General features: G+C 65.2%; 19 protein-coding genes. 13 read left to right on the top strand and 6 right to left on the bottom strand.

The features are described 5' to 3' along the window. Positions 1 to 58 precede the first annotated feature (58 nt). On the top strand, positions 59 to 634 hold the full coding sequence (locus OIT41_RS16270; RefSeq protein ID WP_264636839.1) for an NADPH-dependent F420 reductase: 576 nt from the start codon (positions 59 to 61) through the stop codon (positions 632 to 634). Positions 635 to 652: 18 nt separating this feature from the next. Here the strand turns inward: OIT41_RS16270 and OIT41_RS16265 are convergent, their stop codons facing one another. Then, the gene (locus OIT41_RS16265) at positions 653 to 2,158 is read right to left on the bottom strand and encodes an FAD-dependent oxidoreductase (protein WP_264636838.1); all 1,506 of its coding nucleotides are present in this window, start codon (positions 2,156 to 2,158) and stop codon (positions 653 to 655) included. A gap of 202 nt (positions 2,159 to 2,360) precedes the next feature. Here OIT41_RS16265 and OIT41_RS16260 point away from each other — a divergent pair, with 202 nt between their 5' ends. Then, positions 2,361 to 3,005: a TetR/AcrR family transcriptional regulator gene (locus OIT41_RS16260; RefSeq protein ID WP_264636837.1), complete on the top strand. Its 645-nt coding sequence runs from the start codon at positions 2,361 to 2,363 to the stop codon at positions 3,003 to 3,005. A gap of 25 nt (positions 3,006 to 3,030) precedes the next feature. Here OIT41_RS16260 and OIT41_RS16255 read toward each other — a convergent pair whose 3' ends face one another. Beyond that, entirely contained in the window at positions 3,031 to 4,161 is a 1,131-nt protein-coding gene (locus OIT41_RS16255) for an EAL domain-containing protein (protein WP_264636836.1), read from the bottom strand. Between the two features lie 195 nt (positions 4,162 to 4,356). Here OIT41_RS16255 and OIT41_RS16250 point away from each other — a divergent pair, with 195 nt between their 5' ends. After that, positions 4,357 to 5,172 carry an MBL fold metallo-hydrolase gene (locus OIT41_RS16250; protein ID WP_241706980.1) on the top strand — a complete coding sequence of 272 codons (816 nt, stop codon included), beginning with the start codon at positions 4,357 to 4,359 and terminating at the stop codon, positions 5,170 to 5,172. Here the strand turns inward: OIT41_RS16250 and OIT41_RS16245 are convergent. From OIT41_RS16245 to OIT41_RS16235, 3 genes are read right to left on the bottom strand one after another with little or no spacing between them, the layout of a single operon-like run. Then, positions 5,169 to 5,780 carry a cation transporter gene (locus tag OIT41_RS16245; protein ID WP_264636835.1) on the bottom strand — a complete coding sequence of 204 codons (612 nt, stop codon included), beginning with the start codon at positions 5,778 to 5,780 and terminating at the stop codon, positions 5,169 to 5,171. The genes OIT41_RS16250 and OIT41_RS16245 overlap by 4 nt on opposite strands. Next, entirely contained in the window at positions 5,780 to 6,730 is a 951-nt protein-coding gene (locus OIT41_RS16240) for a cation diffusion facilitator family transporter (protein ID WP_241706988.1), read from the bottom strand. Before OIT41_RS16240 ends, OIT41_RS16245 begins: the two co-directional genes overlap by 1 nt. Further along, positions 6,727 to 7,146, bottom strand: coding sequence for an ArsR/SmtB family transcription factor (locus tag OIT41_RS16235; protein WP_264636834.1), 420 nt, complete (start codon positions 7,144 to 7,146; stop codon positions 6,727 to 6,729). The genes OIT41_RS16240 and OIT41_RS16235 overlap by 4 nt, the downstream gene beginning before the upstream one ends. A 145-nt stretch (positions 7,147 to 7,291) precedes the next feature. Between OIT41_RS16235 and OIT41_RS16230 the strand changes: the two genes are divergently transcribed. After that, on the top strand, positions 7,292 to 7,435 hold the full coding sequence (locus OIT41_RS16230; RefSeq protein ID WP_241706989.1) for a hypothetical protein: 144 nt from the start codon (positions 7,292 to 7,294) through the stop codon (positions 7,433 to 7,435). 227 nt (positions 7,436 to 7,662) lie between these two features. On the opposite strand, the gene OIT41_RS16225 is transcribed toward OIT41_RS16230, so the two are convergent. Then, positions 7,663 to 9,231 (bottom strand): chitinase, encoded by a 1,569-nt coding sequence (locus OIT41_RS16225; RefSeq protein WP_264636833.1) that lies wholly within the window; start codon positions 9,229 to 9,231, stop codon positions 7,663 to 7,665. Positions 9,232 to 9,449: 218 nt separating this feature from the next. On the opposite strand from OIT41_RS16225, the gene OIT41_RS16220 reads away from it, so the two are divergent. From OIT41_RS16220 to OIT41_RS16180, 9 genes are all read left to right on the top strand, one after another. Next, positions 9,450 to 11,795: a glycosyltransferase family 2 protein gene (locus tag OIT41_RS16220; RefSeq protein ID WP_264636832.1), complete on the top strand. Its 2,346-nt coding sequence runs from the start codon at positions 9,450 to 9,452 to the stop codon at positions 11,793 to 11,795. Between the two features lie 55 nt (positions 11,796 to 11,850). Then, a complete protein-coding gene (locus tag OIT41_RS16215) occupies positions 11,851 to 13,335 on the top strand; it encodes an SDR family oxidoreductase (RefSeq protein ID WP_264636831.1) in 1,485 nt (494 codons plus the stop codon). Positions 13,336 to 13,403: 68 nt separating this feature from the next. Then, positions 13,404 to 13,754, top strand: coding sequence for an ArsR/SmtB family transcription factor (locus tag OIT41_RS16210; RefSeq protein ID WP_241707149.1), 351 nt, complete (start codon positions 13,404 to 13,406; stop codon positions 13,752 to 13,754). Further along, the gene (locus OIT41_RS16205) at positions 13,751 to 14,488 is read left to right on the top strand and encodes an aquaporin (protein ID WP_264636830.1); all 738 of its coding nucleotides are present in this window, start codon (positions 13,751 to 13,753) and stop codon (positions 14,486 to 14,488) included. Before OIT41_RS16210 ends, OIT41_RS16205 begins: the two co-directional genes overlap by 4 nt. Next, complete coding sequence (locus OIT41_RS16200; protein ID WP_264636829.1) at positions 14,485 to 14,895, top strand: arsenate reductase ArsC; 411 nt, start codon at positions 14,485 to 14,487, stop codon at positions 14,893 to 14,895. Before OIT41_RS16205 ends, OIT41_RS16200 begins: the two co-directional genes overlap by 4 nt. 48 nt (positions 14,896 to 14,943) lie before the next feature. After that, positions 14,944 to 16,311: an NAD(P)-binding domain-containing protein gene (locus OIT41_RS16195; RefSeq protein WP_264636828.1), complete on the top strand. Its 1,368-nt coding sequence runs from the start codon at positions 14,944 to 14,946 to the stop codon at positions 16,309 to 16,311. Between the two features lie 77 nt (positions 16,312 to 16,388). Then, complete coding sequence (locus OIT41_RS16190) at positions 16,389 to 17,678, top strand: MinD/ParA family protein (RefSeq protein WP_264636827.1); 1,290 nt, start codon at positions 16,389 to 16,391, stop codon at positions 17,676 to 17,678. A 371-nt stretch (positions 17,679 to 18,049) separates the two neighbouring features. Then, complete coding sequence (locus OIT41_RS16185) at positions 18,050 to 18,877, top strand: hypothetical protein (protein WP_264636826.1); 828 nt, start codon at positions 18,050 to 18,052, stop codon at positions 18,875 to 18,877. Positions 18,878 to 19,036: 159 nt separating this feature from the next. Then, on the top strand, positions 19,037 to 19,990 hold the full coding sequence (locus OIT41_RS16180; RefSeq protein ID WP_264636825.1) for a hypothetical protein: 954 nt from the start codon (positions 19,037 to 19,039) through the stop codon (positions 19,988 to 19,990). Positions 19,991 to 20,067: the final 77 nt, after the last annotated feature.

Raw genomic sequence — 20,067 nt, 5'->3', positions numbered from 1 at the left:
GCTGCCTCCGGGAGGCGCCGGTCGTCGGTACTTGCCTCGAAATGAATAGGTGGAATCCATGCGGATTACCGTGATTGGGCGGGGTCACGTCGGCGGTGCCCTCGCTCGACGCTGGACAGCCGCAGGCCACGACGTGACTGCGCTCGGCCGTGACGGCGGTGATGCCACCGGCGCCGACGTCGTGGTGGTCGCCATCCCGGGAGACTCGATCGCCGTCGGGCTGGACAAGATTGCCGGCCTCGACGGCAAGGTGACCATCGATGCCAGCAATACCTTCGGCGCTCGGCCGCCGGGCTACGACTCGATCGCCGATCAGGTCAAAGCGATGATCGGCGGGCCCACCGCAAAGGCGTTCAACACCAACTTCGCTTCGATCTACGATGCCGTCGATGCGGAGCCAATGCCGCCGGGAACCCTTTTCGCGTCCGACGCCGATGCTCGCCAGGTGGCCGAGCAGCTCATCAGGGACGCAGGATTCGAGCCGATCCACCTCGGCGACTTGGCGAAGGCTCCTCTGCTGGAAAGCCTCATCGCCCTGACCTCAACGCTGGACAGGGGAGAACTCGGTCCGTTCTTCTACCGCTTCAACCGCCCCGGCGAGCTGGCGGCACGATTGGGCCTCGACCCGAGCTGAGTTCCAGCCCGCCAATCCCTACTGCAGCTTGAACAAATTGTGCGTCGCCGGACCCTCCAGCAGCTTGCCCGCGGCCGAGAATCGCGAGCCGTGGAGCGGGCAGTCCCAGGACTTCTCGGCGTCATTCCAGTGCAGGATCCCGCCCAAGTGCGCGCATTCTGCCGACACCCTGCACACCACGCCATCCACCGTGCAGATAGCGGCGGGTTTCCCATGGAAAAGTCCTGTGACGCCCGTTCCCTCGGCGGGGCTGGTCTCCTCCGTGATGGCCGGCTTCTTCTTCAAGGCCGCCTTGTCCCGGAAATTCTGCTGCTGTGTCTCTACGTTGAGCGAAATCGTCGACGCCGCCCCGCGGGCACCGGTGATCCGGTGGTGGATCGTTCGGGCCCACTCCGGCTTTTCGCCACGGATATCCGCGGCGATATCCAGCGCCGCTGCAACACCGTTTGTCATGCCCCACTTGTTGTAGCCGGTGCCGAAGAAGATCTTCCCGTGGCCCCGGGGGAACCTGCCGAAGAACGGCATGAGATTGCCGGCCTGGTAGTCCTGGGCAGCCCACGTGTGCGTGACCTCGGCCCCCGGATAGTGCTGTTGGGCCCAACCGAGCAGCTCATTCACATGGACCTGCGTGGACGGCGCCCGGCCACCCGCATGACCGAACCCGCCCACCAAAAGCAACGACCCGCCGTCGGGCAGTGGATAGTCCCTCAGCGAGCGGGTGGGCGGCTCCGCGGAAAGGTACATTCCGGGAGGCGGGCTGATGCCGTCCGGCAGCCGCAACGCGGCGGCGTACGAACGATTGGGCCGCAGCTTCGCGAAGTACAGTCCGCGGTTCAGGATGGGTGTCCCGGTGGCGAGCACCACGTTGCGGGCGCGGACCTCGCCCTTCCTTGTGACCACCGTCAGGGGATCGCCGTTGCGGACGTTCATGACGCGGATACCCTCCACAATGCTGCCGCCGGCGGCCCGGACATCCGCAGCCAGCGCATCCAGGACGTCCATGGGGTTGAACTGGGCCTGCTTCGCAAGCCGCAAGGCGGCGTCGACGTCGAACGGCAGCCCGGTCTCGCGGGTGGACTTGACGTTGAGCCCGCACGCCCGGGAAGCGTTGGCTTCGGCGACGAGGTGTTCCGCGCCAGTGGGTGTGGTGGCGAAGGTGTAGGCGTCCCGGTACTGGAAAGGCACACCCCGTCCCTCAAGGTAATCGAGCAGCCACTTCTGGCCTGCCCGGTTCGCGTCTACGTAGGCGCGGACCACGTTCACCGAATACTGGTTCCGGAGCCTGGACAGCGTAGTGCCCTGCAAAAGGCTCAATTTGGCCGTGGTGTTGCCGGTGTTGACCGCCCCGATGTGCCGGGCCTCGAGGACCAGCACGCTGCTGCCGGTCCGTGCCAGCATGAGGGCCGTGGCCAGGCCCGTGATCCCGGCGCCGACCACGACGGCGTCGTAACTGTTCCCTGGCATGAATTCATCGGGGCTCGCAACTGCGGAAGCCTCGCGCGCGTCTAGCCACAGAGAAGTCATAGCGGTCCCACGTCCCTTCAGCCGGCCGCGGCCCACACCGGAATTAGCGCGGCGGCGGCCCGGTAGTGCCAGAGAAGCAGAAGGCCGCAAGAGAAGCAAGAGGGGAGCCCCGACGTCGCGGGTTGCCTGTGTCGAGTCAACGAAAAATGGGGTCTGACAGACCGGTCTGTCTGGTTGCTCTGCGAGTACGATTGCTTTCACCATGAGTACGCCAGATGCCTCGGAAGCACCCGGTTCGTCTTCATTGCCAGCCGGACAAACGACCACCCGTGATGACGCGGTGGATCGTATCCTGGACGCCGCCTACGAACTCTTCTCCCGCCGCGGGATCCGCGCGGTGGGGGTCGATCAGGTCATCGAGCGTTCAGGAGTAGCGAAGGCCACCTTCTACCGCCACTTCCCCTCGAAGGACGATCTGGTTCTTGCCTTCCTGGCGCTTCGCGACCAGATCTGGACCGTGGACTTGATCATCTCCGACGCCCGGAACCGGGGAAACACCCCCGAGGAGCAGTTGCTCGCGATCTTCGACGTCTTCGGCGACTGGTTCCAGCGGGAGGATTTTGAGGCGTGCTCGTTCATCAACGTCCTGCTTGAAATGGGGCGTGAACATCCCCTGGGCAAAGCCAGCATCGGCTACCTTGCCAGGATCAGGGGGCACATCCAGGAGTTGGCAGAAGAAGCCGGACTGGAACGCACCGAGGAGTTCGCGCGCTCCTGGCACATCCTGATGAAGGGATCCATCATCTCGGCCACCGAAGGCGACGTCCTGGCGTCGAAGCGAGCCCAACAGATGGCCTCCTGGCTGATCGAACAACACCGAGGCCCGGAGCGCCCGGTAACCGCCTGAGGCGTCCCGAGTCCTGCGCGGCCTGTCAGGTCTTCGCTGTCCGGCCGCGACCGCCGGGAGAAGCGAGATGCCGCGCCTTCCCGCCCCACTTGGCCCATTCGCGGGGCTGGACCGAAGGCCGCCCAAGGTGATACCCCTGTCCAAGGGTGACGCCCAGGCCCGTAAGAGTGTCCAGCTCGTCCTTGGTTTCGATGCGCTGGGCAGTCAAGACCGCCCCGATCTCCCGTGCGAACGCGACCTCCGCCGCGACGAGTTCCTGCCGGAGGGAATCCAGGTTCAGGCCCGCAGTCAGATTCCGCTCCAGCTTGATCATCTCCGGCTTGAGCCGAAGAATATGGCTGGCCCCGGCGAAGAAGGAACCCGTGTTCTCGATGCACAAGCGCACGCCGGCACTGCGCAGCGGAGCCACGGCCGCGTCGAGCGAATCAGCCTGATCCTGGGGGAACTTCCCGGAAACTTCAAGGATCACCCGCCCGGGCGCCAGCGGGGATTGCTCGAAAAGCCCAGGAAGACGCGGGTCCAGGCAGACCTCGTCGGAAAGCTTCAGCGCCACGAAAAGGTGGGGCGGCAGCTTCAGCGCGGCCTCAAGCCCCGATTCCAACGCCGCGAATTCCAGATCCGTCCGGAGCCCCGAGTCCTCGGCCTCCGCGAACCAGAAATCCGCAGGGTCTCCGCTGTCGCTGACGAATCGGGTCAAAGCCTCGGCGCCGACCGCCGTGCCGGTGCTGAGGTCGAAAACGGGCTGGAAGGCGGTCATCAGCATGTGGTCCCGGAGCACGGCTTCGAGCCGCGGGCTGCCTGGGTGCTGAGACTCCGGCTCGTCCTGCGGGGCGGATTCGCCGGGTTGGTCCTGCTCGCCGGGCTCGCTTTGTTCGCGCTGCTGCTCGCCTTGCGGGTCCGGCTGTTCCGACCTCAGCTCAGACAAGTGCTCCAGCAACGCCTCTTCCGGATGCCCGGGGTGGGCGGCAATGTGCTGGCGAAGTTGCTCACGCACAGCGTCCGTCGCCTGCGAAGAGTCCGACAAGACCTCATCGATGATTTCCAGGACCTGGCGGCGCAGCCCACTCAGCTGCTTGAGCGGCCGCTCGACAGTCTTCCCGCTGGCCCGCAACCCGGCGTCGGTCAATGCAAAATGAGACGGTTTTCGCGTCGACATGAAATCATTCCTTTGCCTTTAGCTCCCCCCCGAGCCCGGGACCTGCAAACAAGGGGAATACTACAGGCGAACAATCCAGCAGGCGTGCATTGGAATGAAATCTCAATTGGAAGGAAAGGCGCTCCCGATCCTCCCAGCTCCACGTGGGTAGAATCGAGGCCTGAACACTGCCGGAACGCATCAGACGGAGAAACAATGTCAGCATGGCTCGAAGTCGGCCCTAACAACTACGTGTTGGAGACCGAAGGGTGCCTGCTCAACACGGGCCTCGTTGTAGGAACCGAACGAGCCATGGTGATCGACACCGGTTGCGGCCCCCGCCAGGGCAAGCAGATCCTCGCCGCCGTCCGCGAAAAGACCCAGCTGCCGCTCGTCGTCGTGAACACCCACGCCCACTACGACCACTACTTCGGCAACGCCGTTTTTGCCGACGACGGCGTCACGGAGTTTTGGGGGCACGTCAACTGTGCGGCGACAATCGACGACGACGGCGACCACCAGCGCCGCTTCGTCGCCGCCACGGAACCTGAGATGGCCGCGGGCCAGGGCGACGCCGTCGAGATCGTCATTCCCAACGCGATCGTCAAGGACCAGCCTGTGCTGGTTGACCTCGGCGGCCTCACCGCGACTCTGTTCTACCTCGGCCGTGGCCACACCGACGGCGACCTCCTGGTCGGCACGCCCAGCACCCTTTACGCCGGCGACCTCGTGGAACAAGGTGCGCATCCCTCGTTCGAGGACTCCTACCCGGAGGATTGGGCCGACGCACTGCGGCACATCTCCGCTTTGCGCCACCGCTACGAGTTCCTCATCCCCGGCCACGGCAAGCCGTGCAGCGACCAGTTCGTGAAGACCATGGCCAACACCATGTCCACAGCGGTCCGGCAGGCCAGGCAGTCGATCCGGGACACGCCGTCGGACGCTACCAAAGCCATCCCGGTGCTTCCCTACGGACCCGAGCAATCACGCTGGTTCATCAAGCGGCTCCAGGAGACGCAAGCGCAGCACTAAGCGGTGTGCTTGAAGGCGTGACCGGCCTCCCGGGCTGCGTAATAGATGATCACGGCTCCCGCCAGGGGATCGGCCCACCACCAGCCGAACAGGGCATTCAGTGCTAGCCCGGCCAGCACCGCGCCCGCCAGGTAGGCGTCCACGAGGGTCACTTTTCCTTCCGCGCTGAGCACCGGATTGCCCATGCGGTGACCCGTGCGGATTTTGCCCCACGCCAGGGCGAGCATGACCACGAAGGTCAGGGCCGTCCAGGCGATCCCCGGAACTGACGTGGCCGGGCGGACTCCCGTGGCAAACACGACGGCCACCTGGATGAGCAAGTAGGCGCCGAGCACTGCGAAGGCTATCCCGATCAGTCGCATCGCAGGGGCTTCGCGCTCCTTGTGGGAACCTTTGAGCTGCCACACCACCACCATCGAAGCGAAGATCTCGATCAGGGAATCCAGGCCGAAACCCGCCAGTGCCGGGGAACCGGCCTGGATGGCGGCGGCTGCCAGGACGCCGAGGCCCACCACGTTCCAGCCCAGGGTCGCGTATTCCAGCCGCAACCCGCGGCGCAACAAGATCACGCGGTCCTTGGTTCCTTGCTGAGGCAGGGGAGTGGTCATCAGTGCGTTCCGGTTTCGTGGACGGCGTGGCCGGCGGGTTCGAGCTGGAAGGTGGAGTGTTCGACGTCGAAATGCCCGGTGAGGCAGCTTTGCAGTTCATCAAGGATCAGCGGGGCATGTCCGTCGTGGAAGCAGCTCTCGTCCAGGACAACGTGCGCGGAGAGAGCAGGCAGGTCCGAGGTCACTGTCCAGACGTGCAGATCGTGGACATCGTGCACATGCCCGGTTTCGAGCAGGTGTTTCCTGACCTGGTCCAGGTCCACACCTTCGGGTGCGCCTTCCAGGAGGATCCTCCCGGAGTCCCGCAGCAACCCCCACGCGGCGTGCAGCATCAGGGCCACCACGATGAGGGAAGCGATCGCGTCTGCACGGGTAAAACCGGTGGTCAGGACGACGAGCCCGGCGATCGCCGTCGCAATGAATCCGTAGAGGTCGGTCAGGAGGTGCTGGAAGGATCCTTCCACGTTCAGGCGGGACCGGTTGGCTTTGGCCAGCACCCACACCGCCACGAGGTTCACGATCACCCCGAAGATCGCGACGACCAGGACCGGACCGCCCTCGACCGGAGGCGGATCAACGAGGCGGTGGATGGCCTCCACGGCCACGAGGGCGCTGATGACCAGCAAAGTGATTCCGTTGGCCGCGGCGGAGAGGATCTCCGCGCGCTTGAACCCGAACGTCCAGATTCCCCGCGCCGGACGGGCCGCGAGGCTGATCGCCCACAGCGAGGCGGCGATCGCCCCGGCGTCGGTAAGCATGTGCCCGGCGTCCGACAGCAGCGCCAAGGACCCGGAAACGACCGCGACAATCACCTCGACGACCATGAACCCGACAATCAACGCCAACGCGATCACCAGATAGCGCCGGTCCGCGTCCGCCGCTATCGCGTGGCTGTGGCCGTGGTGCTTGGCTGTGTTGCCCGGGGAGTCGTGGGTGTGGTTGGTGCTCACTGGGCACTGTCCTTCTTGGAACGAGCCGTGCGCTCGGGGTGAACGGCGACGGTGTGGCCGGTGTGGGTCAGGCCCAGGTCCAGCAGCATCCGGACGTGGGCATCATCCAGCCGGTAATAAGCCATCCGGCCGCGCCTCGAAACGGAAACCACCCGGTGGGCGCGCAACAGCCGCAACGCATGGCTGACCGCGCTCTCGCTCATCGCCGTCGTCGCCGCGAGGTCGCACACGCACAGTTCCCCGCCTTCCAGCAGGGACGTCAACAGACGCAAGCGTCCCGGATCGCCCAATAGCGAGAACACATCAGCAAGCTCGGCAATGTCATGATCCGAGGGCAGGGACGCGCGGACGAGTTCGACCTTGTCCCGGTCGACAAGTTTCACGCCGCATTCATCGACGGCTTCACGGGCAGCCACGGGACCTCCAACGTATGAACAAGTATTCAGATGTCAGTATAGCGAAGGGGCCACAAATTCCGGCCAGAGGCTGCCGTCTGGGAACTTCGTAGGAGTTATCCCGTTTGTTGCCCGAGCGAAACAATTGCGGCGTACTGTTCCCGGTATGGGGAACAAGATGATTGGGCTGTCGGCTCGCGAATCGAAGCGGGAAATTCGGAAGCAGCGCCTTCACGTGCTCGCGTACGTGGGGCTGGGAATCCTCGCTCTGGCGACCGTGGTGGTCGTCGTCATCGCCCTGCGACGCTAGGAACCATAACGCCAATCCGCTACGGCCGTGTCCCGATTTGCGGTCACCCGGCCGAGGGGTGCGTTCGACCGGGCCCGCAGTCACCATCTGCTGCACCAGGTTGCTGACCGTGTTGGTGGCGAGCCCTTCCCCATGCCCCCGGACTCGATGATCCGGTAAAACTCCATCACGAATTGGCAGTAGATGCCCGGAGGGAGCGGGCTGCCAGTTCGCGCGTAAGTTCAGGTTCAGGAACTCGGCGCGGTGGGGGATGGAGTGGAGATCTGGGCTGGGGTCAATTTTGCCCAGGGGGAGTCCGGGGCGCCCTGGACTGCGGCTTCCGGGCTGTCGCCTTGAGTCCACCACTTGGCCTCGAACGCGGATCCTTCAAAGAGAATGCGGTCGCCCTTGTGATAGACGGTTTCCGGCACCCAGGCCGGGAAGGTTCCCGCAGGCACCGTTGCTTTGGGGCTGGGCCTGTCTCCCGGGAGCACCGGACCCACGAGTTTCCACGGGGTGGCACCGCCCTGCAGGACCGGGTTGTCCGGGACATCGGCGCGGGTCCACCACTTCGCCTCATAGACGCTGCCGTGCCACACCACCCTGTCCGCAGCGGCGTAGGCGGCATAGGCGCTCCACACCGGATACGGGCTTGTTGCCGGATCATCGGTGATGGAAGCCGTGGCACCGCTCGAAGGAGTAGCCGTGGACGATGGAACTGCAGTGGACGTAGGCAGCGCCACGTCATTGGCAAGGGTGGCCGAAAACAGTTGGGAGCCTTGGACGACTCCGCTGCAGCTGTCCGAGACCTTGCTCAAATCGGGGTAGTTGGGGCTGCACGTCCTGTCCCTGTTCATGGACCACATCGACAACCTGCCGAGGCCCTTGTCCTTGACGAAGCTGTTCATGGTGGCGGCGTCATTGAGGGTGAAAATTTCGCCGGCGATGTCGTTCTGCCCGACCATGACGGTCAAGCCGAGCTTACGCCACAGGGTTTCGCTGCCGAAGTCAGTTCCGGCGTCGCGGTAAAGGGCGGCAAGCTGTCCGTGGGCAGCATCCGCAGCTGATTCAGAGGCGCGGGACATGCTCCAGGCCGCCGGTTTGCTGGCGCCGAAGTCCATCGTCATGATGTTCACGCCCTCGAGTTCCACCCCGCCAGCGAGGGTATGAGCCACGATCCCTTGGCCTTGGCTCGTGAGGCCGTTCGGGTCGGCCGCGAGGGTAAGCCATACGGCGAGGGGCTTGCCGCTGGACGTGCGTTCCTTCTGAAGGGCGGCAATGGCTTGCGCCCGTCGGTCGGCGGCGGCCGTGTCACCCAAGGCGACGCCTTCGACGTCGAGATCTATCGTCGTGACGTCGTAGCGGTCAACAATCTGCCGGTAGGCGTCGGTCAGGGCTTTCGTGTCTTTGCAGGAAACCGCGAGTTCGCTGTTGTTCATTCCGCCGAAGGAAACCGCTGTGGCCCCTCCAAGCTGGCGGAGCCGGGCGATCCTCCGGTCCAGGTCGAGATCGGAGGCCGCCTGGTCCGGGCTGTACGCCGCACCCCAGGACGGGGCGCAGTCCCGCTTGGGATCGGCGACGACGAAGGACAGCACCACGGCTTTCGCGCTGGGTACCGCCGGGTCCTCGAAGGCGAACCGCGGCGTCGCCGTCACGTCCACGTAGCCGGAGAACACCGAAGGCATGGAGGCCGCGGCACTGACATCCTGAACGCTGCGGAGGCCGAGGTAGCCCGCCGTGACCGCCGCGATCACGATGACGCAAAGGATGCCCAGCCGCAGGACGGACAGCCGGCGGCCGGGAAAGCGCTTCGACACAGAAATACCCCCAGAGGATTCGAATAGGACGTCGCGGATGTCCGGGAAAGACCGCACTCGAGTGGCAGCTCCGCAGCTTGGCGTAGCATTTCCACGAGTCTTATCCCAACTCCACGTCGTTCGCCTATCATAGGGGCGCACTGTAGTGCGGGCCGTCACATTACGCCTGCATTGTGCCGCGTGCCCACTGGGGGCACACGGACCGCGAATGGGGATTCATGTCGGATCAGATCGTGCTGCTTCGGCCCGATGAGCAGGGAACGGCGGACGGGCAGTCCGCAAAAGTCCGAAAGCGTCAATGGGGCGCAGAAAAACGATCTGAACCGCTCTCGATCGTCCATCCGGCACCGTCGCGGCGGAAGATAGTCCTCGGCCGGATCGGCGTCCTCACCACCATCCTTGCCTGGCTCGGCTACGTGGTCACGACCGTGCTCAAACAGTTGGTGGACAACCCCGGCGCCGGCTTCCGCTTCGGCGCCGAAACCTTCTCCTACTTGGTGGTGGTGTCCTTCCTGACGTTCTCGGCGTTGATGTACCTCACCGCCCGCCAAGGCGCCCTGACACGCTTTCGCGCCCACCGCCGCGTACCCCGTGGGGAACTGGACCGGCACTTCTTCGACTACTCCGACGGCATCACCGTGCTGATCCCGTCCTACGCAGAAGAACCGGAAGTAGTCCGCGGCACCATGTGGTCCGCGGTCCTGCAGGAATTCCCGGACCTGAGCGTCGTGCTGCTGCTCGACGACCCGCCCTTCCCGGAAGACCCCGAGGTGCTGGGGCGCCTGGAAGCCACCCGCGCGCTCGCCGGTCAGATCACGGAAACCCTCAAGGAACCAGCGGCGAGAGTCAACGACGCCTACGCGAGGTACCGCCGTCGTCGTGATCAAGAACCCGGCCTGGAAGCGGGGCCAGACGCCAGCACCGAGGTGGAGCGGCTCATCGCCGAATACCAGTACGCTGCCGAGTGGCTCGAAGCAATGGCCGAGACCGAGTCCGTCGAGGACCACGTGGATGAATTCTTCGTGGACCTGGTCCTCATGGGCCTTGCCCGGGAACTACGACTGGTGATTCTGGCCCTTACCTCCGCCAGGGCACAGCAGGCCTCGCCCAGCCCGGAACGCATCGCCGAACTCTACGCACGGCTCACCTGGATCTTCAACGCGAGGGTGTCCACGTTCGAGCGGAAGCGCTTCGCCAGCCTCTCCCACGAGGCCAACAAGGCCATGAACCTGAACGCCTACCTCTCGCTTATGGGCGGGACCTGGCATCCGGAACACACGGCCGACGGTACCGTCCTGCGGCCCGGGGGAATGGACGACGGCGATGCGCTCTCGATCCCCGACACCACGTACGTCCTGACCCTGGACGCGGACTCGATGCTCCTGCGCGACTACTGCCTCCGCCTGGTCCACCTCCTCGAATCCCCGGGCAACGAGCAGGTGGCCGTGACCCAGACGCCCTATTCCTCCTTCCGGGGAGCGCCTACCCGTATCGAACGCATCGCCGGCGCCACCACAGATATCCAGCACATCCAGCACCAGGGGATGACCCAATACGGCGCCACGTTCTGGGTGGGAGCGAACGCCGTGATCCGCAAACGCGCGCTGGAAGACATCGTCGAGATCTCCACGGTGGGTGGCTTTGAAGTCAGGACCTACATCCAGGACCGCACCGTCATCGAAGACACCGAGTCCAGCGTGGACCTCGGCAAGCACGGCTGGACCCTGGCGAACTACCCCGAGAGGCTCAGCTACAGCGCCACCCCTCCCGACTTTGGATCGCTCGTGGTGCAAAGGCGGCGCTGGGCCAACGGTGGCCTGTTGATCCTGCCGAAACTCTGGGAGCAGATCCGCAAGCGCCGAGGCCAAGCCAGGCCGCTCCTCTTCCGCGAAATCCTCCTGCGGGTCAACTACATGGCCTCGATCACCTGGGCGAGCTTCGGGCTGCTGTTCCTCCTCGCGTACCCCTACGACAGCCGCCTCCTCAGCCCCTTGGTCTTCCTAGCCGCGTTGCCCTACTTCCTGGCCATGGGAAGCGACCTGCGGGACTGCGGGCACCGGTTCAGCGACATCTTCCGGATCTATGGCTTCAACCTGGTTCTCCTGCCGGTCAATCTTGCCGGCGTCCTGAAGTCCCTCCAGCAGGCACTCACGGGGGACAAGATTCCGTTCGTCCGCACCCCTAAGGTCAAGGACCGTACCGCGGCTCCGGCCCTCTACGTCCTGGCCCCCTACTTGATCGTCGCGTTCTCCTTGTTGACGGTTTGGCGCAACTGGGAACTGGGAAACTGGGGCAATGCGGCATTCGCTGCCTTCAACGCCGTCATGGCCGCCGGCGCGATCCGGGCCTACATCGGGCTGGCCAACTCCGGAGTGGACATGTACCTTGGCGTGTTGAACTGGCTGTACGTCGCGCCCAAGAAGGCGAAAGCGCTGCCGCCGGCCATCATTCCCAAAACCCCGGAACAGGTCGACTGGGAGTCGCTGCTCTACCACGGAGACCGCCGCCTGAACCGCGACCTCCGCGGCAAGAACGACCGCCGGAAACGGGCCGGATCGGTGTAGGGCTACGCTGGCATAGGACGCCGGTTTCCGGCTCCAACGCATCGGAAGGGGCACAATGAATCCACTTGCAGTGGTATTGGGATCCACCGGCTATATCGGCGGACGGCTCGTCCCGCGTCTGCTTGACGCCGGTTACGACGTCCGCGTCCTGGTGCGGCACGCGAACAAGCTCAAGGATGTCCCCTGGGCAGCCCGCGTGGACGTGATGATCGGCGACCTGGAGGACGTGGACTCCCTGCGCGAGGCCTTTGCCGGGGCCGGCGCCATCTACTACCTGGTGCACTCGATGGGCCCATCGGGCCAGCGGTCCTTTGAGGAGACCGAAAGGCTCTGCGCTAGCAACGTTGCGCGGGCAGCGGCCGACGCCGGTGCCGGACGGATCATCTACCTGGGCGGGCTGCACCCGGAAGGAACGCTCAGCCGGCACCTCCGATCCCGCAAGGAAGTGGGCGACATTTTCCTCGCGGAACCGCAGGTGCCCGCGATAGTGCTTCAGGCCGGCGTCGTGATCGGTTCCGGTTCGGCGTCCTTCGAAATGATCCGGCAACTGACCGAAGTGCTGCCCCTTATGGTGGCTCCCCGATGGGTGCGGAACAAAGTCCAACCGATCGCGATCCGCGACGTGCTGTACTACCTGGTCGCAGCCGCCGGACTCCCGGCCTCACTCAACCGCAGCTTCGACCTCGGCGGCCCGGACGTCCTCCGCTACGACGAGATGATGAACGGCTACGCCGCGGAAGCCGGCCTGCGGCGCCGACCGGTGATTGCACTGCCCGTCCTGACCCCATGGTTGGCATCCCAGTGGGTCAACCTCGTCACCCCCATACCCCGCTCCCTGGCCGTGCCGCTGATCGGATCCCTGCAGCAGAACTGCGTGGTCGGAGAACAGGACATCCACCAATACATCGAGCCGCCCGACGCCGGGCTGCTTGGATACCGGGAATCGCTTCGCCTGGCGTTGGCGCGCGAGTCGGGCGGAGAAGTCGAAACCAGCTGGCAGAACTCCTCCGTTCGCGGCGCTCCGAGCGATCCGCTTCCCAGCGACCCGCAATGGGCCGGCCACCTGGTGTACCAGGACAACCAACAGCAACTCACGACGGCCACTCCCCAGCAACTGTGGCAAGTCATCGAAGGCATCGGCGGCGACAACGGCTGGTACTCGTTTCCCTTGGCCTGGTCCGTGCGCGGCTGGATGGACAAGATCGCCGGAGGAGTCGGGCTCCGACGCGGCCGGCTCAATCCCACCAGGCTGAACACGGGGGACGCACTGGACTTCTGGCGCGTGGAACAGATCGACCGCGGCTCCCTGCTGCGCCTCCGCGCGGAAATGAAGGTCCCCGGGCGAGCTTGGCTGGAGATGCGCGCCGAGGAGGCCGACGGCGGAGCTCTCTACCGTCAAAGGGCGGTCTTCTTCCCCAAGGGCCTGGGCGGACGGCTGTACTGGCTGGCAGTCCTGCCCTTCCACGGTGTCATCTTCAAGGGAATGGCCAACCGCATCACGGCAGCGGCGGCCGCGATCGCTGACGACGGTCCGGCGTAGCGTTACACGGCCTTGCATAAAACGGTCTTGCTTTAAACATTGACGAATGTAAATATTTACGTGTGTCTATGTCATTGGAGTTGACGCCCGTCCAGACGGTGGCGTGCTGCTCGCCGCTGTCCAGGGAGCCCTTGTCGGAATCCGAAGCCGAAGGAATCGTGCCGCTGCTGAAAGCGCTGGGTGATCCGGTGCGGCTGCGGCTGATGTCCCTCGTGGCGTCCCACGAGGGCGGCGAAGCCTGCGTGTGCGATCTGAACGACGCCTTCGAGCTGTCGCAGCCGACCATCAGCCACCACCTGAAGGTCCTCCACGAAGCGGGCCTCCTTGAACGCGAAAAGCGCGGTGTCTGGGTCTACTACCGAGCCCGTACCGATGCCCTGTCCGGCCTGGCGGCCTTAATCGGGGGACAGGCCAAGTGAGTGTGCTGGTTCGGCGGGCCGTGGCCGAGTTCGCCGGCACCGCCTTCCTGGTCATGGCCGTAGTGGGCTCCGGCGTCATGGCTTCGCGACTGTCGCCGAACGACGTCGGACTGCAGCTCCTGCAGAACAGCGCCGCCACCGGTGCCGCGCTCGTGGCGTTGATCCTGGCCCTGCAGCCGGTCTCGGCATCATTCAATCCTGTTGTCACTTTGGTGGAACGCGCCTTGGGGATCCTGGACACGCCCACCGCGCTGGCACTGGTCGCTGCCCAGTTCGCCGGCGGCCTGGCGGGGACCGTGCTCGCCAACCTGATGTTCGGCCTCGACGCCGTGACGCTCTCCACGCATGAACGGGCCGGGGGAGGGCTGTGGCTCGGCGAAGTCATCGCCACGGCCGGATTGCTGCTGGTCATTTTCGGCACCATCCGCTCCGGGCGGCCTGAGCGGGTGGGGTTTGCGGTCGGCGGCTACATCACGGCCGCCTATTGGTTCACCAGTTCCACCAGCTTCGCCAACCCCGCTGTCACCGTGGCCCGGATGATCACCGACACGTTCGCCGGCATCGCCCCGAGCTCCGCGCCGGCGTTCATCCTCGCCCAGCTGGTGGGCGGCGCCGTCGGGTTTTTCCTTGTCCGTGCCCTTTATCCGAGTGTTGCCTCGTTGCCTTTGCTCGCGCCTGTGCCCACGCCCGCTTCCGCGCCAGCCTCCGCATCCGATCGAAAGGTCCTCTCATGACCGTCAAGAAGCCCTCCGTCCTCTTCGTCTGTGTCCATAACGCCGGCCGTTCCCAGATGGCCGCGGCCTTCCTCACCACCCTGGGCGAGGGCCGGATTGAGGTCCGTTCCGCAGGTTCCCAGCCCGCGGACCAGGTCAACCCGGCCGCCGTCGAAGCCATGGCCGAACTTGGCATCGACATGTCTGCCGAGATCCCCAAGATCCTCACCACCGAGGCGGTGAAGGAATCCGACGTCGTCATCACCATGGGCTGCGGCGACGAATGCCCCTATTTCCCGGGCAAGCGCTACGAGGATTGGGTCCTCGAAGACCCGGCCGGCCAGGGCATCGAAGCCGTCCGACCGATCCGGGACGAGATCAAGTCCCGCATCGAGGGCCTGATCGAGTTCCTCACCCCCGCCGCGTAACGACACGCAGCGAGGCCACGGATCAAACAGGGGACAGGATTGGATTCAATGAAGAAACTACCCATCGCTGTGATCGGCGCCGGACCTGTCGGCCTGGCCGCCGTCGCGCACGTGCTTGAACGCTGCCTGGAACCTGTCATCTTCGAAGCAGGCCCGACGGCGGGCGCCGCTATCGACCAATGGCGGCACATCCGCCTGTTCTCACCATGGCGGTTCAACCTCGACGCCGCAGCCGTCCGCCTGCTCGAACCGTCCGGCTGGGAAGCACCCCGCCTCACGGCACTCCCGTACGGCGGGGAACTCATCGACGACTACCTCGCGCCTCTGGCCGCCCTTCCGGCCATCAGCTCCCGGCTCCAGACAGGTGCGCGCGTCATAGCGGTCACCCGTGCCGGCCTCGACAAAACCCACGTCCGGGACCGTGACACCACGCCATTCGTGGTGCGGGTCGAACACGAGGACGGCGAAATCCGAGACCACACCGTGGCAGCCGTCATCGACGCCTCGGGGACTTGGTCCACCCGAAACCCGCTCGGCACCTCGGGCCTGGCGGCCATCGGCGAGAACACCGCCGCAGGCCGGATCTCTGCGCCCCTGCCGGATGTCATGGGCCGGGACCGCTCATCCTTCGCGGGCCGCCGGGTCCTCGTGGTCGGGGCAGGGCACTCCGCGGCGAACACCCTGATCAACCTCGCCGACCTCGCCAAGGACGAACCCGGAACCACGATCCTGTGGGCCGTCCGGGGCGCGTCGGCGGAGAAGGTCTACGGCGGAGGGGACGCCGATGGGCTGCCCGCGCGCGGGCAGCTCGGATCCCGGCTCCGCCGCCTGGTCGAGGCCGGAAAAGTCGAACTGCACACCGGATTCGGTATCTCTTCGCTCAAGACCTTGGACAACCATGTGAGCGTCGAAGCCGCTGACGGCCGCACCCTGGACGCCGACGTCGTGGTTCCCTGCACCGGTTTCCGGCCAGACGTGGACATCCTGCGCGAACTTCGCCTCAACCTGGACCCAGCGGTCGAGGCACCTGTCGAGCTCGGCCCGCTGATCGACCCCGAATTCCACTCCTGCGGCACCGTGCCCCCGCACGGCGCCCGTGTTCTGGCGCACCCGGAGAAGGACCTCTACATCGTGGGCATGAAGTCCTACGGCCGTGCCCCGACGTTCCTGCTGGCCACCGGCTACGAACAAGTCCGTTCCGTGGCAGCGTCCCTTGCAGGCGACCAGGCCGCCGCCGACACGGTCCACTTGGAGCTGCCCGAAACAGGCGTCTGCTCCACGGACGCCGGCACAAGTTGCGATGTCCCCGCCCCGGACACCCTCGCATCCGTGGAAACCGGCACGGGCCCAAAAGCAGGCTCAAAACCGGGGTCCGAACTGCGCGGCATGGCCCATATGTCAGGTTTGAGGCCGTAGCCACCTAGAATTGCTGGTTGAAGCAATCTAAACGAGAGCCGCGGCGCACAACGCTGCGAGTCCTAGGGGACAAGACCATGCCGGATTCTGTGGACAACGAAGCCAGCGCCGCTGCATCAAACGAAGGGCAGCCCGAACTTCGTCGACGCCGCGATCGCCGCCGCGAAGAGGGTGACCCCTGGACAGGAACCATGCCGATCATTACGCCGAACGATTCCGACGCACCTGCATCCACTCCTGCCCCGCTCCAAAGCAGATCCTGGGCTGAAGCGGCAGCGGCCGCCGACGCGTCCGCCGGGGCCGTAACAGACTCGACCAGCGCTGACGCAAGCCCCGCGGAACCACGCCGCGCGATCCCGACGGAGGCAGCACCGGCGTCGGGCGCTGTTTCCCCGGCTTCCGCACGGGCCGGACGCGCCGCCGCTGCCAATGCTCCGATTTCCGACTTCATCTCTTCGCCGGGTTCCTTCGTGCGGGAACAGAAGCCGCGACCGGTCGGTGGCTTCCGCGGCATGCTCTACAAGCTGACGGGCGGCGCCTGGAATCTCGGGCCCAGCGCCAAGCAGCGCGAGGAAGACGAACTGGCGCGACGCATTTCCCGCCAGCTCCAAGGCAGCTACAACACAGCCGTCCTGAGCCTCAAGGGCGGCATCGGCAAGACCTCCACCACCGTGGGCGTGGGCCTCACTTTGGCGGAATTCCGCGGCGACCCGCCCTGCGCCATCGACGCCAACCCCGATTCCGGCGACCTTGTCGAGCGTGCCCTGGGCGAGGGTATCTACCAAAAGGCCACGCCGCGCACCATCACGGACTTGCTCAAGAACGTCGACAATGTCGATTCACTCACGGCGCTGGCCCGGTACATGCACCACGCCGGCCGGCTGCACCTGATCGCCGGCGAACAGGACCCGGAAGTTTCGGACTCATTGACGGCCGAAGAATACCTGCGGATTCGCGAGCTGATCTCCGGCTACTACTCCATTGCGCTGACTGACTGCGGCACCGGCGTCACGCACAATGCGATGAGCGGCATCCTGCAATCGGCCGACAACCTCATCATCGCCGCTGGCTATGCCGTGAGCGGTGCCAAGCGTGCCCGCAGCACCCTTCAGTGGCTTGCGAGCCACGGCTATGAAGAACTCGCCCGCAACGCGATCGTGGTGATCACGGACAAGGACGAGGTGTCGTCCCGCGTGGACAAGGACGCCATCGAGGAACACCTCTCCGGGATCTGCCGCCAGCTGATTGCCGTGCCGCACGACAGGGGAGTGGCCGACGGTGACCTGGTCACTCTGGACGTCCTGCGCCCCGACACCCGACGCGCGTACAAAGAGATCGCGGCCGCGATCGTGGACGGGTACGTGTAGCGCCTTCCCTTTTCGGCGGCCCCGCCCAACTAGCTCGCATTAGATGTCGTTTAGAGGGCTCAAAACGACATCTACTGCGAGTCAGTTGGGTGGGGCTACTTAGTTATTGCCTGGCGTGACGCCGGCGACACTCTATTCGCTACTTGGTCTTGCGCGGGTAGGTGGCTGCTTTTACTCGACTGCTACGTGGATTGCAAATTGTCGATCCTGCCCGGATTTCCCTAGAGTTGCACCTGGACGTCGTTCGCTTTTGCGTGGCATCCTCGCCATGACCGGGAACTGGGCCCGGGCATGGTGCACCACATCCCGTGCCTTCATGACACCCCGCTGCGCCCGTTTCTGAACCCGAGGCCAGCACCCAGGAGCCTCCTTTGATTCCCAAAAAACTCATGCTCGTGTTCGCTGCCGTGCTTCTCCTCGGACTGACGGGTGCCACCGGCACTCACCCCTCCGCCGACACAGCGCCCGACGCCGCCCCCGCACCGATCGCGAACGCCGCACCCGCCGCTGAGGTAGCGCCGCTCGCCGCACCGACTCCAGCACCTCCCGCCGTTCCGCAGCCTGCCGCCGCGCCGGTGCCCGCCGTCGTCGTGCCCCAAGCTGGTTCCGTGAAGGTGCTCGACACCACCGCAGCCATCACCGACCCCAACTGGTTCCGGCAGGCCTACGCCGAGGGCTTCCGGCTATACGTCATGCACTCGACCGCCTGGGGCACGTGCACCCCGTGGCAACAGACCCAGGCCCAGTTGAAGATGGCGCTCGACGCCGGACTCAAGATCGCGGTCTACACGCGTGACGCGTCGTGCTGGGAAAACGGGATCAAGGCCGCCGGCCCGTACGTGTCCCAATTGCAGTTCTTCGCCCTGGACATCGAACCCGGCGGATCCCTGGTGACCCGGGCCATGGTGGATGGTGTGCGGAGCCTGGGTGTGCGGCCTGTGATTTACAGCGGCAGCGGCATGTGGCCCGGGCTGATGGGCAACAGCACCGCATTCTCGGATGTGCCCCTCTGGGATACCGACACGAGCAACCTCAACTACGCCCGCTGGACCGCGAACTACCTGGCACCTGCCCCCGTGCAGTACGGCGGCTGGAACACGGCAAGCACCATGCGCGTCGGGATCCAGCAGAAGTTCGAACACACCCTGAACGGCATCAACGTGGACCTGAACTCGTTCAACGCGAGCTTCCTGAAGTAGGCGCTGCGCTAAATTCCTGACGCTGACGGAATTCCGTGGGCGCAGGGACAAATCGGGGTCGTCAGGTACGGGACGCGTCGGAATGATGTCCCGGGACTTGTCCACATGGAGGAATCCGGTGCTGTCGCGGGCCGCGATCCACGTGGCAGCTTCTTAGTCATGAACCAATTGCCCCGCCTGATCCTTAGCCGAGATCACCTTTTTCTCGGAACGACCCTCAAGGAACTCGCCCGGAGTGCAAAAACGGGTGCCCTGCACCGCGTCCGCCAAGGTGCTTACGTTGACGGCGCTGCGTGGGCGGCGCTGAAACCGTGGGAACAATACCGTGTCCGGATCAGCGCTGCGGCCGAAACTTCCAGTGCCAGGACCATATTCGCGAGGCACTCGGCGGCGTCTGTTTGGGGGATTCCCACCATAGGCCTGCATCATCCGGTGCAGGCCTTGACCCTCCAGAACGATGGCGGCCGCTCGCGCGCCGGGATAACCCGCCATTATGCGGACCCCGCTGGTCTCAAGGTATATCGCTGCGAGGGACTCCTGGTGACTGACAGGGTGCGCACCGTACTGGACCTGGCGGCTTTTACTCCGTTCGTCGAAGCCATCGCTCCCCTCGATCATGTGCTCAAAGCCGACCGCAAACGGGGATTGCCCGCCATCACGAAAGAGACCCTTCTGGAGCGAGCGGATGCAATTTACACGGCGGCGGCCATCCGGAGAATCCAAGCGGCGGTCGATTTCGCGGATTCCTTGTCCGGATCTGCGGGGGAATCCTATAGCCGGGCGTTGATGCATGTCGCCGGATTCGAGGCCCCGGTTCTTCAACGTGAATTCCGCGACGAAGAGGGCCTCGTGGGCTATTCGGACTTCTATTGGAGGGGTGTGCGGGTGGCCGGGGAGTTCGATGGCATCGACAAGTACCTGAAACCGGAATTCCTCAAGGGACGGACTGCCGCTCAAGCCGTCGTCGAGGAGAAACTGCGCGAGGACCGGATCCGCGCCACCGGGGCCGGCGTCGTTCGTTGGGTGTGGGCAGAACTCACGGCGCCTGGCGTGTTCGAACGGAAGCTGGCGGCGGGAGGCGTGCCCCGGCGCCGTCCGCGAGGAGCCCTATGACGCGCGGAATGCCTGACGCAGCCGGAAATCCCTGCGCGAGAGATATTTGGCGCGTCGGAAAGGAGGCGGCGTCCTAG

The organism is Arthrobacter sp. YA7-1 (assembly GCF_025960325.1).
Classification (GTDB): Bacteria; Actinomycetota; Actinomycetes; order Actinomycetales; family Micrococcaceae; genus Arthrobacter; species Arthrobacter bambusae_A.
Note: the sequence above shows the minus strand (reverse complement) of the source record. Positions and strands in the feature narration are given on the sequence as shown.